General features: G+C 59.5%; 16 protein-coding genes. 13 read left to right on the top strand and 3 right to left on the bottom strand.

Going from position 1 to position 13,683, the window contains the following annotated elements; genetic code table 11:
• Positions 1-16 precede the first annotated feature (16 nt).
• The 9 genes from ACP15S_RS18190 to ACP15S_RS18150 all read left to right on the top strand — a co-directional run bounded on the left by ACP15S_RS18190 (position 17) and on the right by ACP15S_RS18150 (position 7,012).
• Positions 17-1,270 (top strand): 3-deoxy-D-manno-octulosonic acid transferase, encoded by a 1,254-nt coding sequence (locus ACP15S_RS18190; protein ID WP_425041095.1) that lies wholly within the window; start codon positions 17-19, stop codon positions 1,268-1,270.
• A gap of 88 nt (positions 1,271-1,358) precedes the next feature.
• Entirely contained in the window at positions 1,359-1,835 is a 477-nt protein-coding gene (locus tag ACP15S_RS18185; RefSeq protein WP_425041094.1) for an NUDIX hydrolase, read from the top strand.
• Positions 1,836-1,907: 72 nt separating this feature from the next.
• Positions 1,908-2,327: a DUF1178 family protein gene (locus ACP15S_RS18180; RefSeq protein ID WP_425041093.1), complete on the top strand. Its 420-nt coding sequence runs from the start codon at positions 1,908-1,910 to the stop codon at positions 2,325-2,327.
• Between the two features lie 11 nt (positions 2,328-2,338).
• Positions 2,339-2,986, top strand: a complete 648-nt coding sequence (locus tag ACP15S_RS18175; protein ID WP_425041092.1) for an SDR family NAD(P)-dependent oxidoreductase — start codon at positions 2,339-2,341, stop codon at positions 2,984-2,986.
• 55 nt (positions 2,987-3,041) lie between these two features.
• Positions 3,042-3,773, top strand: coding sequence for a heme ABC transporter permease (locus ACP15S_RS18170; protein WP_425041091.1), 732 nt, complete (start codon positions 3,042-3,044; stop codon positions 3,771-3,773).
• The gene (gene ccmD, locus ACP15S_RS18165; RefSeq protein ID WP_425041090.1) at positions 3,773-3,928 is read left to right on the top strand and encodes a heme exporter protein CcmD; all 156 of its coding nucleotides are present in this window, start codon (positions 3,773-3,775) and stop codon (positions 3,926-3,928) included. The genes ACP15S_RS18170 and ccmD overlap by 1 nt, the downstream gene beginning before the upstream one ends.
• 179 nt (positions 3,929-4,107) lie before the next feature.
• Positions 4,108-5,058, top strand: coding sequence for a lipoyl synthase (gene lipA / locus ACP15S_RS18160; RefSeq protein WP_425041089.1), 951 nt, complete (start codon positions 4,108-4,110; stop codon positions 5,056-5,058).
• Positions 5,059-5,149: 91 nt separating this feature from the next.
• Entirely contained in the window at positions 5,150-6,391 is a 1,242-nt protein-coding gene (locus tag ACP15S_RS18155; protein WP_425041088.1) for an aspartate kinase, read from the top strand.
• Positions 6,392-6,397: 6 nt separating this feature from the next.
• The gene (locus ACP15S_RS18150) at positions 6,398-7,012 is read left to right on the top strand and encodes a class I SAM-dependent methyltransferase (RefSeq protein ID WP_425041087.1); all 615 of its coding nucleotides are present in this window, start codon (positions 6,398-6,400) and stop codon (positions 7,010-7,012) included.
• Between the two features lie 102 nt (positions 7,013-7,114).
• Here ACP15S_RS18150 and ACP15S_RS18145 read toward each other — a convergent pair whose 3' ends face one another.
• Positions 7,115-7,411 (bottom strand): hypothetical protein, encoded by a 297-nt coding sequence (locus ACP15S_RS18145; RefSeq protein ID WP_425041086.1) that lies wholly within the window; start codon positions 7,409-7,411, stop codon positions 7,115-7,117.
• Between the two features lie 389 nt (positions 7,412-7,800).
• Here ACP15S_RS18145 and ACP15S_RS18140 point away from each other — a divergent pair, with 389 nt between their 5' ends.
• The 4 genes from ACP15S_RS18140 to ACP15S_RS18125 all read left to right on the top strand — a co-directional run bounded on the left by ACP15S_RS18140 (position 7,801) and on the right by ACP15S_RS18125 (position 12,840).
• Positions 7,801-8,025 (top strand): DUF1127 domain-containing protein, encoded by a 225-nt coding sequence (locus ACP15S_RS18140; RefSeq protein ID WP_425041085.1) that lies wholly within the window; start codon positions 7,801-7,803, stop codon positions 8,023-8,025.
• A gap of 216 nt (positions 8,026-8,241) precedes the next feature.
• Positions 8,242-10,488, top strand: coding sequence for a phosphoenolpyruvate--protein phosphotransferase (ptsP, locus tag ACP15S_RS18135; protein WP_425041084.1), 2,247 nt, complete (start codon positions 8,242-8,244; stop codon positions 10,486-10,488).
• Positions 10,489-10,491: 3 nt separating this feature from the next.
• The gene (locus ACP15S_RS18130) at positions 10,492-11,670 is read left to right on the top strand and encodes a MalY/PatB family protein (RefSeq protein WP_425041083.1); all 1,179 of its coding nucleotides are present in this window, start codon (positions 10,492-10,494) and stop codon (positions 11,668-11,670) included.
• Positions 11,671-11,859: 189 nt separating this feature from the next.
• A complete protein-coding gene (locus ACP15S_RS18125) occupies positions 11,860-12,840 on the top strand; it encodes a glutathione S-transferase family protein (RefSeq protein ID WP_425041082.1) in 981 nt (326 codons plus the stop codon).
• Positions 12,841-12,846: 6 nt separating this feature from the next.
• Here ACP15S_RS18125 and ACP15S_RS18120 read toward each other — a convergent pair whose 3' ends face one another.
• Both ACP15S_RS18120 and ACP15S_RS18115 read right to left on the bottom strand, forming a co-directional pair.
• Positions 12,847-13,236 carry a hypothetical protein gene (locus tag ACP15S_RS18120; RefSeq protein ID WP_425041081.1) on the bottom strand — a complete coding sequence of 130 codons (390 nt, stop codon included), beginning with the start codon at positions 13,234-13,236 and terminating at the stop codon, positions 12,847-12,849.
• Positions 13,237-13,323: 87 nt separating this feature from the next.
• Positions 13,324-13,680 carry a hypothetical protein gene (locus ACP15S_RS18115; protein ID WP_425041080.1) on the bottom strand — a complete coding sequence of 119 codons (357 nt, stop codon included), beginning with the start codon at positions 13,678-13,680 and terminating at the stop codon, positions 13,324-13,326.
• Positions 13,681-13,683: the final 3 nt, after the last annotated feature.

The following is a 13,683-nucleotide window of genomic DNA, read 5'->3' as shown; positions in this document are numbered from 1 at the left end:
GCGTTAGGGGAGGTGCATGGGTTTCTATCGCCTCCTTCTGACACTCTTGATCCCGTTATTGACGCTCATGGGTCTGACGCGCGTCGCGCGCGGACGGGAGACGCGCGCTGATTTTTGGCAGCGCATGGGGGTCGCCCCGGGTGGACTTGAAACCGGCGCGCGCAGCATTTGGCTGCATGCCGCCTCCATGGGCGAATTGGCATCGGCAGAGAGCATTTTGCGCCTCATGCTCGCCCGTGATCCTGAGTTGCACATCCTGATCACCACCAATTCAACCACGGGCCGCGCCCTTGCGCAAAAATGGCAACTGCCCAGAACGCAAGCCCGTTTGGCCCCGTTTGATACAAGGTGGGCCGCCAAGCGCTTGATACGTGCGTGGCGCATTGCGGGCCTCGTCGTCATGGAAAGCGAGTTATGGCCCAACAGGCTGCGCACCGTCGCGCAAGCGGACCTCCCTGTCATTGTTCTGGGCGCGCGCCTGTCGCGGCGCACGGCGCGTGGCTGGCGGCGGTTTACTTGGATTTCACGACCACTATTGGCGGATGTGAGATGGCTTTTACCGCAGGACAAAGGGTCTCGTCGCCGCTTCCGCAGCCTTGGCCTCAGCGGTGACCGGATGGGCGATGTCACCAACCTCAAGGCGCTTTATACCCCCTCGGGTCGCGCCGGACCTGACGAGGCCTTGCGAAACGCCTTTGATCGTGAAAGCACTTGGCTTGCGGCCTCAACGCACCCCGGCGAAGATCAGATGATCCTCAAGGCGCACCGCATCGCGCGCGAAAGCTGGCCAGAGCTCACCTTGATCCTTGCGCCAAGACATGTCGAGCGCGCGGAGAAAATTCGGGGACTTGCAGAAGAACGCGGGCTGGACGTTGCGCAGCGCACACGTCACGAAACATGCGAAACCGGCGGCGTGTATCTCGCCGATACCATGGGCGAAATGCCTGTTTTCTATGAATTGGCCCGGATCTGTTTCGTGGCCGGATCCCTGATCAACCGGGGCGGCCACACGCCCTTCGAACCTGCCGCGCATGGGTGCGCCCTCCTGCACGGGCCCTATACGTCCAACTTCCGCGAGATTTACCGCCGTCTGGACACCAGCGGTGGCGCCTTTCAGGCATCAACCTCCAAAGACATCGCAGACCTTCTGCTAGAGCTTCGCGATGGTGAGCGCCGCTCTTCTCTGGCCCACCGAAGCGCCGAAATCTGCGCCCAAAGCGGTTCGCCAGAGCCGATCGTCGCGCGCATTCTGAGCCTGATTGCCGCTTAACCCCTTGGTAACGTAGACGGCTTTACACTGTGTTTACTGGTAATTTCCATTTGCTTGACCTATAGTCATGTCAAAACTGAGCAGGTAGATGTCCGTTTTAGCTTTCCGACAAGCACCGTTGAACATGCGCGGTGTCAACAAACGCGATCTGCGTACCCAATTCGGTGCGCTGTGCTATCGTATTGTCAAAGACAAACCTCAAATCCTGCTCATCACGTCGCGCACCACGAAACGCTGGATCCTGCCCAAAGGGTGGCCCATGAGTGACGTGACCCCGGCCCAAGCCGCCGCCACCGAAGCCTGGGAAGAAGCAGGCGTGAAAGGCCGGGCCTTCGAGCAGTGCTTGGGGCTCTATTCCTATCTCAAGACCAATGAGGACGCGCCGGATCTGCCTTGCGCGGTTCTGGTCTACCCTGTGCGTGTCAAGAAACTGGCGGAGGAATTCCCCGAGCGCGCAGAGCGCAAGCGGAAGTGGTTTTCCCCCAAAAAGGCATCGCTTCAGGTTGCAGAACCTGAGTTGAAGGCCATTTTGAAGGCCTTTGACCCAAGCCTGCTGCGTGGCTAGGCCGCAACCCCTGTCTCTTGAACTTGCATCTGGGACGTATATTTCTCTGATCATGAAATCAGGGCCGCAAACATGATCCGCTACGCGTTGAAATGTGAGGATGACCACCGGTTTGAAAGCTGGTTCCAGTCCGCTGATGCCTATGAGGCTTTGGCGAAGTCCGGTCATTTGTCCTGCGCCATTTGCGGATCGAGCGATGTGGTCAAAGACATAATGGCGCCTCGCGTCGCGCTCAAGTCCAACACGACGGACACGCTGAGCACGCCTGCGTCACCGCCAGAGCAGATGCTGGCCGCCATGAAAAAACATGTCGAGGACAACGCCACATACGTGGGTGGCGATTTTGCGAAAAAGGCCCGTGAGATGCACTTGGGCGAGACCCCCGAGACCTCGATCTATGGCGAGGCCAAGCTTGATGAGGCCAAGGCGCTGATCGATGAGGGTGTGCCCGTGGCACCCCTGCCCTTCCGACCCACCAACAAATCCAACTGAGGAGACGGCCCATGCATGCTGTCGTGACAGGCGCCAACCGCGGCATTGGCGCACAACTTGTGTCGGAGTTCACTTCTCACGGCTGGGACGTGACCGGGACCGCGCGAGGTGGTCAGGCGGGACTTGCGCCGCTTGATGTCACCGATACCGACAGTCTGGCAGCCTTCGCCGCGTCGCTGGATGGAAAGCCGCTGAACCTGCTTGTCTGCAATGCCGGCGTCTATTTCGACAAAGGCGCACCGCTGGAGACCGGATTTCCCGCGCAGATGTGGGCCGATACCTTTGCCGTGAATGTGACAGGTGTTTTTCTGACCGTGCAATCGCTGCTGCCGCATCTGCGCGCCACGAAGGGCGCAAAGATCGCCATCATCTCCAGCATGATGGCCAGCCATACACGCGCACCGGGAGGCTCATACATCTACCGCGCCTCCAAAGCCGCCGCCCTCAACATCGGGCGCAACCTTGCCTCGGACCTGAAAGCGGACGGAATCGCCGTTGGTATCTACCATCCCGGCTGGGTCCCCACAGATATGGGAGGGCCTGAGGCCAACATCCCCGCCGATGCCTCAGCCAAGGGCCTAACCCGCGAGTTTCAGGCGCTTTCGATGGAGACCACCGGGTGTTTTCGCACATGGGACGGGGAAGACCATGCCTATTGAGACCTGCGCGATATTGTCAATTGAGCTTGTAAGCCGCGCGGAATACACCTGAGCCATGGCAAGTCTTTGGGAATACGCGAATCCTAAGAAATTCATCGACACCACAAGCAAGGTGATCCCTGCGCTGTGGGTGATTGCAATCGGGCTGATTTCTGTTGGTCTGATTTGGGGATTTTTCTTCACGCCCGATGATTTCCGGCAGGGATCCACCGTCAAAATTATCTATGTGCACGTGCCATCCGCCTTCATTGCAATCAATGCGTGGCTGATGATGCTCGTGACATCGCTTGTGTGGATCATCCGACGGCACCACGTCTCGGCGCTGGCCGCACGCGCTGCTGCGCCCATCGGCGCTGTGATGACCGTGATCGGGCTCTTCACAGGCGCGATCTGGGGCCAACCGATGTGGGGCACATGGTGGGAATGGGACCCACGGCTCACGTCCTTTCTCGTGCTGTTCCTGTTTTACCTGGGCTACATCGCGCTGTGGTCCGCTATTGAAAACGATGACACGGCCGCGGATTTGACATCTGTTCTTTGCCTCGTCGGATCGGTCTTTGCGCTCTTGTCGCGCTATGCCGTGCTTTTCTGGAACCAGGGCCTGCATCAGGGTGCGTCACTCAGCCTCGACAAGGAAGAGAATATCTCGGACGTCTTCTGGCTACCCCTTGTGGTGACGCTCGCCGGGTTCGTGGCGCTCTTCATTGTTCTGGTTCTGGTGCGCACACAGACAGAAATTCGCGCGCGACGCATGCGCGCCCTGCTTGCGCGCGAAAGGATGGCATGATGCCGGATCTTGGAGCCTATGCCTTTTATGTGCTCACAGCTTACGGCGTCTCGCTGGGCTTGATCATCGCGCTGTGCCTGTTGTCGGTCTCCCGCGCCAAAGCCATCCGCGCGGCTCTGGAAGACGTCGAGACCCGCGCCCGCAACTCTGGTTGACGCTTTCTCCACATTGCAAGGTTATTCTCGGCCCGGCGGTTGAGACAAGCGCCTGCGGTGGGCAAACTCGTTAACATGGGGATGCGCGACAGCATGACAGCTTTGCGGAACTCGCAATTCCCACCGCAGACACGTATGTTATGACGCAACGACACCAGACACTTCGCGGGGAAAAACCGATGCGAGACCTCAAATTGCCCGAACAGCGCCATCCAGAGAAGGCGCATCGCAAGGATAACCCCCAGCCGAAAAAGCCCCATTGGATTCGCGTAAAAGCGCCCACGGGCAAGGGCTATGAGGACACCCACCGCATCATGCGCGAGAACCGCCTTGTCACGGTGTGTGAAGAGGCGGGCTGCCCCAACGCCGGGGAATGCTGGAACCAGGGCCACGCCACCATGATGATCATGGGCGAGATTTGCACCCGCGGTTGCACCTTCTGCAACATCGCCACAGGCAAGCCGCAGACGCTTGATGCTTTTGAGCCCGGACGCGTGGCCGATGCCGTCCAGAAACTGGGGCTGAACCATGTGGTGATCACGTCAGTTGATCGGGACGATCTGGAAGACGGCGGCGCCGAGCATTTTGCGCAAACCATCCGCGCCATCCGGCATCGCTCGCCCAAGACGACCATCGAAATCCTGACACCGGATTTCATCAAATGCGGACCCGAGGCGCTCGAAGTTGTCGTGGACGCCAAGCCTGACGTGTTCAATCACAACCTCGAAACCGTACCGGGTCTCTACCCCGAAGTGCGCCCTGGCGCGCGCTATTTCCATTCGCTGCGCCTGTTGCAACGGGTCAAGGAGCTCGATCCGTCGATCTTCACGAAATCCGGGATTATGGTGGGCCTTGGCGAGGACCGTCAGGGGGTGATGCAGGTCATGGATGATATGCGCGCCGCAGACATCGATTTCCTGACCATCGGGCAATATCTTCAGCCGACGCCCAAACACCATGCGGTAGATCGCTTCGTGCATCCTGATGAGTTCAAGGCCTACGAGAAAGCCGCCTTTGGCAAGGGCTTCCTGATGGTCTCGGCCACGCCACTGACGCGCTCGTCTTACCATGCGGGGGATGACTTCGCGCGATTGAGCGCGGCGCGGGAAGAAAAACTGGCCAACGCCTGAGCACGCGCGCGCGGCGCCTGCGACAGGGCGCACCTTGCGTCTGATGCGCGCGCCCACTACACCGCGCGCGAAGTGATCCAGTGAGGGGCCCATGCCTGTTCTCGTGATGAAGTTCGGCGGCACATCTGTCGCCAATCTCGACCGCATCCGCCGCGCGGCCAAACGCGTGGGCGTCGAAGTGGCCAAGGGCTATGACGTGATCGTCATCGTCTCCGCCATGTCGGGCAAGACAAACGAGCTTGTGGGCTGGGTCAACGAAACATCGCCGCTCTATGACGCGCGCGAATATGATGCGGTTGTGTCGTCCGGCGAGAATGTGACGGCGGGGCTTATGGCGCTGACCTTGCAGGAAATGGACGTGCCCGCGCGCTCCTGGCAAGGCTGGCAAGTACCGCTCAAGACCACCTCGCAACACGCCTCCGCCCGGATCACCGAGATCCCCACGGACAACATCAACGGCAAATTCGCCGAAGGCATGAGGGTTGCCGTTGTGGCCGGCTTTCAGGGGATTTCCGAGGAAGGCCGCATCACAACGCTGGGCCGCGGCGGCTCCGACACCACGGCAGTGGCCTTTGCCGGCGCGTTCGAGGCAGAGCGCTGCGATATCTACACCGATGTCGACGGCGTCTACACCACGGACCCGCGCATCTGCGAAAAGGCCCGCAAGCTCGACAAGATCGCATTCGAGGAGATGCTGGAGCTCGCCTCGCTGGGCGCCAAGGTCCTGCAGACCCGCTCTGTCGAATTGGCGATGCGCTACAATGTGAAGCTGCGGGTTGTCAGTTCATTTGAAGAACAAAGCGACGAAGCCGGAACGCTCGTCTGCGATGAGGAGGAAATCATGGAACTCAACGTTGTCTCCGGCGTGGCCTACAGCCGCGATGAAGCCAAGATGACCCTCATTTCCGTGGCCGACCGCCCCGGGATCGCAGCCGCGATCTTCGGGCCTTTGTCGGAAGCGGGCGTGAATGTCGACATGATCGTGCAAAACATCTCGGAGGAAGGGCGCACGGACATGACCTTCTCCTGCCCCACCGATCAGGTGGCCCGTGCCGAGAAAGCCATGCTGGACGCCAAATCCGCGGGCGACATCAACTTCCACGATATCGTGGCCGACACCGCCGTGGCCAAAGTCTCGGTCGTGGGGATCGGCATGCGCAGCCATGCAGGCGTTGCGGCCAAGATGTTCCAGGTGCTCTCGGATGAAGGCATCAACATCAATGTCATCACCACGTCCGAGATCAAGATCTCCGTGCTGATCGATCGCAAGTACATGGAGCTGGCGGTTCAGGCGCTGCATGATGCCTTTGAGCTAGAGAAAACGGCGGGCTGAGGCTCAATGACGAGCGTCGCCTTCTGGGATAAAGTCGCTGAGAAATACGCACGCGATCCCATTGAGGATATGGCTGCCTATGTCGAGACGCGCGAGCGCATGCGCGCGCGGCTAAAACCATCCCACAGGGTTCTTGAGCTGGGATGCGGCACCGGCACGACCGCTCTGGAGCTGGCCGGAGATGTGGCGCACTACCACGCCACAGACATCTCCGGACATATGATTGACATCGCCAAGCGCAAGCACGCAGCCGCCAATCTGCCGCACTTGCACTTCTCGGTGGCGCCTGCCGAAGGTCTGCCCGAGGGCCCGCATGACGTGATCCTGGCGCTTAACCTTCTGCATCTCGTGGACGACAAACACAGCGTTCTGCGCAGCATTCACGGCAAGCTGCCCGCAGGCGGGCTCTTTTTTGCAAAGACCGCTGTTCTCAAAGATGGCGCGTGGTTTCTGCCCTGGATCATTCCGGCCATGCGTCTGATCGGCAAAGCCCCCCTCGTGCGCAGCTTCTCGCAAACCGATCTTGTGGCCGCTATTGAAGCGGCAGGTTTCGTGATCGAAGACACCTACGTCCAGCCCGGCACAGCGCCGCGCGTCTACACTGCGGCGCGAAAAGTCTAACGCCCACCAAGACGTCCCAAGCAGCGGATGTTCTGCCATCCCTATGTCAGAGCCTCGGAGCAGGACAGGCAACCAAGCGATGCGCGCGCAAACGAGTTAAGATCAGGCTTCAATGCCCAGATGTTTGCCGGTCTTTTTCAAGACCTCTTCAGCCGTGGCCGTCATCCGGTTCATCTGAGACATGTCTGCAAGCCGCTCAGGCGCATAGCGCGTCATCAGGTATTCGCGCGATGTCGAGACACAGAGCAAGTGTCGCGCCGTTTTCTTGCGCAGCCTGAGATCATGCGCGAACTCAGGATCAAACACATTGTGCAAACGCGCGCGGATCTGCCCTGCGGAGACGCCCTTGTGTCTCAGATAGGCATTCAGGCAAAGCTCGACAGAATGCAAACAACACATGCGAACAGGGGCTCCATCAGCGCCCGAGCTTGCAAGCCCTGAGCGGAGCAGCGCCTGAGCTGCGTTCCGATAGGCCTTTGCCATGACGAAGATATCGGGCGCCGAGGCCTGAGACCCAGGGTACACCAATTCCTTCTCAAGTAGGCCCATTTGCCAGTCCACACACACACATAGTCGAGCAAATTCAAAACTTGGATTGCAGCAAACGCACGGGAAATTCGCGACATTTCCGAGGCATAAACCTCAAGAAACACACGTTCTTGCGCGCCAAGGGGAATTTTTTCCCAAAAACATCAAACTATGTGAAGCGCTTCACAGAACGCATCCGCGCAAAGAGGCAATGTGAGGTCAGACAACACGAACACCTGATCACACAAAGGAATTTCACAATGGCCTTCACAACAGCATCCCACGATTTCCCCGTTGCCAAAGCTGCTCAAACACAAGGCCATCGCGCTGGTCTCTGGGCCATCCTGTCCAACTACGCAGGCCTGCTGCGCCAACGTCAGTCTCTGGCAAAACTGGATGATGCAGCGTTGCGCGACATTGGATTGACCCGCCATGAGGCGGATGAAGAATCAAAGCGCCCTTTCTGGGACTTGCCGAAAGTCTGACCGACGTACTCCCCGGTCATACTGGTGCGACGTCTTCCTCGCACCCTGCCCCGCTGTGCCACAACGCAGCGGGGCGTTTTTTTGCCTCGGCCCGCCCGCGCGACCGGGGCACGGTCGATCAGTCCTTTTCCTCAGCAGCGCCACATGCTCTAACCATACACGCCAAAGGAGAAAGCAGCCCCCCTGAATGGGGCCGCACGAGGAGACAGGCCAAGCATGGTAGAGACCGCTGAAAGCGAAAGCCGAAAGCTTCTGGGACGACTGCGTGATGCCATGGCGCGCGAAGCGGCCGGGCAGGAACGGCTCGATCACATCACACAGTTGATCGCTGAATCCATGCGCACGGAAGTGTGCTCCATCTATCTTTTTCGCGATGAGGAAACGCTGGAGCTTTGTGCAACCGAAGGCCTCAATCCCGACGCGGTGCACCAGACCCGTATGAAACTGGGCGAGGGTCTCGTCGGGCGCGTGGGCAAATCCGGTCGTATCGTGAATACGGCAGATGCTCCCTCGGAGCGCGGCTTCCGCTACATGCCCGAGACAGGCGAGGAGATTTTCTCCAGCTTCTGCGGCATCCCGATCCAGCGGCTGGGCGAAGCGCTTGGCGTTCTGGTGGTCCAATCCAAGCAAGCGCGTGAGTTTTCCGCCGACGAGGTCTATGCGCTCGAAGTCGTGGCCATGGTTTTGGCGGAGATGACAGAGCTTGGCGCCTTTACCGGCGAGGGCGCTGCCCTCAAAGCGCGCCATACCCAGCCGTTTCTGATCCGCGGCGTCACTGCGCAGGAAGGCGCCGCCGAGGGCCATGTCTGGCTGCACGAGCCCCGCGTGGTGGTGACCAATGTGGTTGCCGATGATCCGGCACGGGAAGTGGAGCGGCTGGAAGAGGCGGTCGATCAACTCCGCGTCAGCGTGGATCAAATGCTGGCAGGGGCTCGGGATTCCGAGCAAATTCAAGTCCTTGAGGCCTATCGTATGTTCGCCAATTCCAAGGGTTGGATGCGGCGCATGCAAGAAGATATCGGCGCGGGCCTCTCCGCCGAGGCCGCTGTCGAGAAAGAACAAAGCATCGCGCGCACGCGCATGGCACAGGCCTCCGACAGCTATCTGCGCGAGCGTTTGAGCGATCTGGACGATCTGTCCAACCGCCTTTTGCGCATCCTCACGGGACAAGGCGCCCAAACCGGCGCTGACATGCCTGATAATCCGATCCTGATTGCGCGCAACATCGGCCCTGCGGAATTGCTCGACTACGGCCGATCGCTCAAGGGCATCGTGCTGGAGGAAGGCTCCGTTGGCTCGCATGCCGCCATTGTTGCGCGCGCACTCGCCATTCCGCTGGTTATCCGCGCGGGGCGCGTGGCGACAGAGGCTCTCAACGGGGACCACATCATGGTCGATGGGGATCAGGGCATCGTGCACCTGCGCCCTGATGATACCGTTGTCAGCGCCTTCCGGGACAAGATGGCCATGCAGGCCAAAGCGCAGGAGCGCTACACCTCCCTGATCGACAAGCCCGCGCTGACCCCTTGCGGCAAGACCATCGGCTTGCACATGAATGCCGGCCTGATGGCCGACCTTCCCTCACTTCAGAGCTCAGGCGCCGAGGGCGTGGGGCTCTTTCGCACCGAGTTGCAGTTCCTCGTGCGCAACCAGATGCCCCAGCGGACCGAGCTGGCCGCGCTCTACAAACGCGTCATCGATGCGGCCCAAGGCAAACGTGTCGTGTTTCGCACGCTCGACATCGGGTCCGACAAGGTCTTGCCCTATATGAAACCCCAAGACGAGCCGAACCCGGCCTTGGGCTGGCGTGCGATCCGCGTGGGTCTCGACAAACCGGGCGTCATGCGCATGCAGCTTCAGGCGCTGATCAGAGCCGCCGATGGCCGCCCGCTGACGGTCATGTTTCCGTTCGTCGCGCAATACGAGGAATTCCGCTCCGCCCGCGCCGAGGTGGATAAAGCGCTCGCCCGCGAAAAGAAACTGGGCCATGTGCTGCCAGAACGGCTCTGCGTGGGTGCCATGCTGGAGACGCCCTCTCTTGCCTTCGCGCCCGAGAAATTCTTTCAGGACGTGGAGTTTCTTTCGATTGGCGGCAATGACCTCAAGCAATTCTTCTTTGCGGCCGATCGCGAGAATGAGCGCGTGCGCCGTCGCTACGACACGTTGAACGTCTCTTTCCTGAGTTTTATCGAGCAAATCGTCGAGCGCTGCGTACGGACCGAAACACCTCTCAGCTTTTGCGGCGAAGATGCTGGCCGGCCGATTGAGGCCGCCTGTTTTGCCGCCATCGGCCTGCGCACGCTGTCGATGCGTCCGGCCTCCATTGGCCCGGTCAAAAGTCTGCTCAGGCGGACGAACCTTGACGATCTGCGTCAGGTCATTCATGCCGCCCGGCACCGCGGAGAACAATCCGTGCGTCCTTCGGTGATGGAGTTTTTCAGGAATCAGCCGAATGGAGTGTAATCGGTGAGCAAGTTTGACGAGGTAATCGAGCGTCGCAATACGCTGTGCAACAAGTGGGACGATATGGAGCCGCTGTTTGGCGTGCCCGCAAGCGATGGGCTTGCCATGTGGGTGGCTGATATGGATTTCCGCCCGCCCCAAAGCGTGACCCGCTGCATGCAGGACCTCGTGGACCAGGGCATTTACGGGTATGTCGGCAAAGACCGGACGGCCTATCACAACGCCATCACCTGGTGGATGCGCGAGCGGCATGGCTGGGACGTCGATCCCGATGCGATTTTTGCCACCCACGGCTTGATGAACGGCATCGGCATTTGCCTCGATACCTTCACCGCCCCCGGCGATGGCATCGTGCTGTTCACACCCGTCTATCACTCTTTTGCTCGGGTCATTAACGCCGCCGACCGACGTGTGGTGGAATGCCCCCTGACCTTGACAGATGGACGCTACGGCTTTGATTTTGAAGCCTATGATGCGCAGATGACCGGTCAGGAAAAGATGCTGATCCTCTGCTCCCCCCACAATCCCGGCGGGCGCGTCTGGACCCGCGCCGAATTGCAGGGCGTCGCAGACTTCGCCAAACGCCATGACCTGCTCATCATCAGCGATGAAATTCATCACGACCTGGTCTACCCAGGGAGCAAGCACATCCCCATGGCAATGATAGACGAGACAATCTCGGATCGTGTGATCATGATGTCGTCCACCACCAAAACCTTCAATCTCGCCGGCATGCACTCGGGCAATGTCATCATCCATGACCCGAACCTGCGCGCCCGTTTTGATGCACGGCTGAAAGCGCTCTACATCACGACAGAAGCCTTCCAGATCCACATGCCAACAGCCGCCTACTCTCCCGATGGCGCAGCCTGGCTCGAGGATCTCATCTCATATCTGGATGGCAACCGCCGTTTGCTGGATGAGGGGCTCAATGCGCTTCCCGGCATCTCCTCTATGCCGCTCGAGGCAACCTATCTCTCCTGGGTCGATTTCGCGGGGACAGGCATGTCGCAATCAGAAATCTCGGATCGCGTCCTCAAGCAAGCGCGGATCGCGCCCAATCAAGGCAGCATCTTCGGCACCGGCGGAGAGAGCTTCCTGCGCTTCAACATCGCAACCCAAAGGCGCAATGTCGAAGAAGCCGTAAGCCGCCTGCATGACGCATTTAAGGATCTGCAATAAGCGCCCCATCCTTCTTTTGTCCTCAAATACCTCGGGGGAGGCGCGCCCTGCTCCCGCAGGGCGTGACGGGGGCAGAGCCCCCTCTCAATGCCCTGAGCCTGTGCGCCTGCGCACAGGGCCTGTTGGCCCGCCGAGGTTACGCAAAGACGCCGGTTGCGCTAGCTTTAGCGCAACACAAGGAGAGTTTTCATGGGCTTGCTCGTAGACGGCGTCTGGCGCGATCAATGGTATGACACCAAATCCAGTAATGGGGCCTTCGAACGCTCCGAGGCCAAGTTTCGCAATTGGATCACCCCAGATGGCCGCGCGGGCCCATCCGGGACAGGCGGCTTCAAGGCAGAAAGCGGCCGCTACCATCTCTATGTCTCGCTGGCATGTCCCTGGGCACACCGGGCGCTGATCTTCCGGAGCCTCAAATCACTGGAGGATCACATCGACATCTCGGTGGTGCATCCCGATATGCTCTCGGATGGCTGGACGTTCGAAACCGATGACGATGGCGCCACCGGCGACACGCTGCATGGCAAAGCCTTCGCCCGTGACATCTACCTGATGGCCGAACCACAGATGACCGGTCGCGTCACCGTGCCCATCCTGTGGGACAAGGCGCAAAACACCATCGTGAGCAACGAGAGCTCGGAAATCATCCGAATGTTCAATTCCGCATTCGATGGCCTCACTGGAAATACGCTCGATTTCTGGCCCGAAGCCATGCGCGAAGACATTGAGGCCGTGAACGCGCGTATCTACGACACGCTCAACAACGGCGTTTACAAATGCGGCTTCGCCACGTCGCAGAGCGCCTATGACGCGGCCGTGGTCCCCTTGTTCGAGACGCTGGATTGGCTGGAGGACCGTCTGTCAACCAAGCGCTACCTGATGGGGGCGACGCTGACCGAGGCCGATTGGCGCCTCTTCACGACGCTCATTCGCTTTGATCCCGTATATCACCTGCACTTCAAATGCAATCGCAAGCGCATCGTGGATTACCCAAATCTCTGGGGTTACCTGCGCGAGCTCTATCAATGGCCCGGTGTCGCACAGACGGTCGGCATGGCGCATATCGTCCGGCATTACCACTATAGCCACGAGACCATTAACCCGCACAGGATCATTCCGCTCAATCCGGTACTGGATTATGATGCGCCGCACGGCCGCGGCGCGCTCTGAACGGGCCTAGTGGGTCGCGTGGTGCTCTGCGAGCGCCGCAAGATCCTCAGGGCGTGTCGCGCTCGGAACAACCGCGCAGGCATTGGCGCAATGATGAAAAATCGAACCGTCGCTGAAAAACCGCCCGTTGGAAATGAAGATCACCTTCGCCTCCGGGCGGCGGTAGCTTGCAAAATCTGACACCGCCAATGCAGCCCCGTCTTCCAATGTCAGTTCGAGGATAATCACATCTTTCGCGGATTCCTGCAGCACATGCACCGCGTCCTCCTGCGAATTCGCCAAGGAGACCGTCGCGCCAATACGCTCGAGATGACGCGACCAAAGCGCGCCAAGATGGCGGTTGGAGACCACAATCAGAACATCCATGGTCGTACCGGTATAAAGTTTATCTCGCATAGTGATGAATCTGCTGACAAATCCCTAACAAAAGGTGAATCGCCACCGTCCGGTCGTTAACCTCGGCGGGTTCTTGCTTACCCAGCGTCAAGGGCGCACGGGAAAGCGATCTCCGGCCTCTGTCACAACGACCAATCGCCCAGCAGCGTCCAGAACATAGGCGTCGCAGCGCGAAAACCCGTTAACAAATTCAATGCAAACGGAGCTGTCGGTCATAACCTCATAGTAACCATATCCAACGCCACCATCGTTGGCGTAGGTATAGGTATACCGGCCATCGCTGTAAAACTCGGACTGCCCATTATCAAAAAAAGTCAATGTTTCGCCGCGCAAACGGGCATCCAGCGATGTTTGCTCAAACACCTGATCGCCTTCCCGCAAACTCCAGCTCTGCGCTGACACAGCACTGGGCAGACACAAAATGAGAGCAAGAAGGATGCGCATGGG

This window comes from Primorskyibacter sp. S187A (genome assembly GCF_049800955.1).
Taxonomy (GTDB): domain Bacteria; phylum Pseudomonadota; class Alphaproteobacteria; order Rhodobacterales; family Rhodobacteraceae; genus JAKVBH01.
The sequence above is the reverse complement of the archived record's forward strand: the minus strand, read 5'-3'. Positions and strand labels throughout refer to the sequence as shown.

Coding starts and splice junctions, on each gene's coding strand:
- ptsP (WP_425041084.1), top strand. CDS start 8,242: ATGGTAGAGACCGCTGAAAGCGAAAGCCGAAAGCTTCTGGGACGACTG.
- lipA (WP_425041089.1), top strand. CDS start 4,108: ATGCGAGACCTCAAATTGCCCGAACAGCGCCATCCAGAGAAGGCGCAT.
- ACP15S_RS18115 (WP_425041080.1), bottom strand. CDS start 13,680: ATGCGCATCCTTCTTGCTCTCATTTTGTGTCTGCCCAGTGCTGTGTCA.
- ACP15S_RS18125 (WP_425041082.1), top strand. CDS start 11,860: ATGGGCTTGCTCGTAGACGGCGTCTGGCGCGATCAATGGTATGACACC.
- ACP15S_RS18175 (WP_425041092.1), top strand. CDS start 2,339: ATGCATGCTGTCGTGACAGGCGCCAACCGCGGCATTGGCGCACAACTT.
- ACP15S_RS18155 (WP_425041088.1), top strand. CDS start 5,150: ATGCCTGTTCTCGTGATGAAGTTCGGCGGCACATCTGTCGCCAATCTC.
- ACP15S_RS18185 (WP_425041094.1), top strand. CDS start 1,359: ATGTCCGTTTTAGCTTTCCGACAAGCACCGTTGAACATGCGCGGTGTC.
- ACP15S_RS18140 (WP_425041085.1), top strand. CDS start 7,801: ATGGCCTTCACAACAGCATCCCACGATTTCCCCGTTGCCAAAGCTGCT.
- ACP15S_RS18120 (WP_425041081.1), bottom strand. CDS start 13,236: ATGCGAGATAAACTTTATACCGGTACGACCATGGATGTTCTGATTGTG.
- ACP15S_RS18190 (WP_425041095.1), top strand. CDS start 17: ATGGGTTTCTATCGCCTCCTTCTGACACTCTTGATCCCGTTATTGACG.
- ccmD (WP_425041090.1), top strand. CDS start 3,773: ATGCCGGATCTTGGAGCCTATGCCTTTTATGTGCTCACAGCTTACGGC.
- ACP15S_RS18180 (WP_425041093.1), top strand. CDS start 1,908: ATGATCCGCTACGCGTTGAAATGTGAGGATGACCACCGGTTTGAAAGC.
- ACP15S_RS18170 (WP_425041091.1), top strand. CDS start 3,042: ATGGCAAGTCTTTGGGAATACGCGAATCCTAAGAAATTCATCGACACC.
- ACP15S_RS18145 (WP_425041086.1), bottom strand. CDS start 7,411: ATGTGTTGTTTGCATTCTGTCGAGCTTTGCCTGAATGCCTATCTGAGA.
- ACP15S_RS18150 (WP_425041087.1), top strand. CDS start 6,398: ATGACGAGCGTCGCCTTCTGGGATAAAGTCGCTGAGAAATACGCACGC.